This window comes from Actinomycetospora sp., assembly GCF_055612215.1.
In genome coordinates this window covers 1-1802 of sequence record NZ_JBVPVA010001048.1, presented here as the reverse complement: position 1 = coordinate 1802, position 1802 = coordinate 1, and the positions used below count along the sequence as shown (strand labels likewise).

Here is a 1802-nt window from a genome sequence, read left to right as displayed (position 1 = left end):
GGTGGGGGCCCACCACAGACGCAAGCCAGTCGAGTCGCCGGCTCCACAGGATCGTCGATCACGTCGCTCGCCTCGTGGATCACCGGGTGTCCGGCCGTGGAGCCTCAGCGGACCTGATGCTGCGCAGTAGGACGGTGGTGCCGCGGGTGTCCCGATGAATGGCGACTTCGTCGACGTGGGCGCTCATCACCGTGATGCCGCGGCCGTTCTTGGCTGGCAGGTCGGGAGTCTCGTGCTCGAGCAGGCTGTTCTCGGGACCGCGCCATTGGCCGAAGTCGGTGACGGCCACCAGGACTTGGTCGGGATCGATCAGCACGGTCAGCTCCACCACTTGGTCGCGGCGTGGTTCGTGCGAGGGCTCGTGATCCTCGTGGTCGCTGCGGGGCTTGTAGGCGTGGGTGGCGGCGTTGTGGAGGGCTTCGTTGGCGGCGACCACCACGGCGTGCACGGTCGATTCGGGTAGGCGGGCGGTGCGCAGCGATCGCCGGAGCTGTTCGAGGGCGTCGCGGGCGCGTGCGGGGTCCGCGAGAAAGCGCTCACGCTCGTAGTACGTGGCGCTCATAGCGAGAAGTCCTCGGGGTGAACCTGCGCGGTCGCCAACGCCCCGGCGATGATGGTCGCGCGCGCGCAGGATGGACGACTGTTGGCGTGACCGGAGGTCGGCCCGGCAGAGCGCGACCCCATCGCGTCCAGTGGGCGACATTTGGCACCCCTCGTGTTGGGCCGACCCCGAGCGGGCTCAACCCACTCCGTCCACTCAAGTCCCGGGCTGGGAACCATGCCCGGTCGGTGGCCGGAGAATTTGGAGTCGTCGGCGCCGGAGAGGTGGGGCGGGCTCGACATCGGCGTGGCCACCCACCCGGTCTTACTCGGTGCCCGCCGCGTAGTTGGTCGGGACGGGGTTGGTTCGGTCATGGGCGTTGCGATCGGCGCGACGCTGGACGTGCCGACCAAGCCCGCGGCCAGCACGGCCGTCCCGGCAGCCTCGAGGGTGCCGCTCACGGTCGCGCGGTGGCGGCAGTGAGGGGCGACCGGAGTGTGGGGTTGAGGGCGGCGGCGAGGATGCCGTGGACGACGGCTGCGGGGTCGGCACCGCTCGGCCACAGGTCGTGGGACGTTCGGGGGTCACCGGCCACGACCTGGTCGACGGCGGCGGCGAGCTCGTCCACGTCGCGTGGCCAGGGGGCGACGCCGGCCTGGTCGAGGACGTCGGCGTTGGCGCGTCCGTGGCCGGGGATGGGGAGGTAGGTGATCGCGGGCAGGCCCACGGCGAGGGCTTCGGTGAGCGAGAGGCCACCGGCGTTGTGGACCAGGACGTCGCAGGCGCCCATCAGGGCGGGTACGTCGTCGCGCCAGCCGAGCGCCACGACCCGGGGCAGCCGGGCCAGTCGTCGGCGGAGGCGGTCGTTGCGCCCGCAGAGCACGACCACCCGCAAGTCGGGGTGCCCAAGCAGGTCGGTCACGCTGCGCGCGACCGAGCCCATGCCCAGCGACCCGGCGCTGATCAGTGCGACCGGGGCGGCCGGGGGCAGCCCGAGCTCGTCGCGGACGGCTGTGCGGGTGCGGCGGCGGGCGGCCGGAGCGGCCAGCGGTCCGGTCGCCCGGGCGCGGACGCCGTAGCGGGCCGCGTCGGCGGCGGTCGCCCGGGTGACAGTCAGGTGGTGGTCGACCGCGGGGTGGCACCACGTCGCGTGGGCGGCCGGATCGGTGAGGTAGGTGACGGCGGGCACGGTGAGCCGGCCCTGCTCGCGCAGGGCGCCGAGGGTCTGGCCACCGAGCGGGTAGGTGGTGACGACCACGTC

General features: G+C 73.0%; 2 protein-coding genes. Both read right to left on the bottom strand.

What is annotated here, in order from left to right:
• Positions 1-79: 79 nt before the first annotated feature.
• Positions 80-562, bottom strand: coding sequence for an ATP-binding protein (locus AC0CYZ_RS28380; RefSeq protein WP_472221459.1), 483 nt, complete (start codon positions 560-562; stop codon positions 80-82).
• Between the two features lie 436 nt (positions 563-998).
• Positions 999-1802: glycosyltransferase (locus AC0CYZ_RS28375; RefSeq protein ID WP_472221458.1), on the bottom strand; the 804-nt coding region annotated here is incomplete at its 5' end.

What these genes read in the sequence shown, in the direction of transcription:
- AC0CYZ_RS28380 (WP_472221459.1), bottom strand. Translation starts at nt 562, where the DNA reads ATGAGCGCCACGTACTACGAGCGTGAGCGCTTTCTCGCGGACCCCGCA.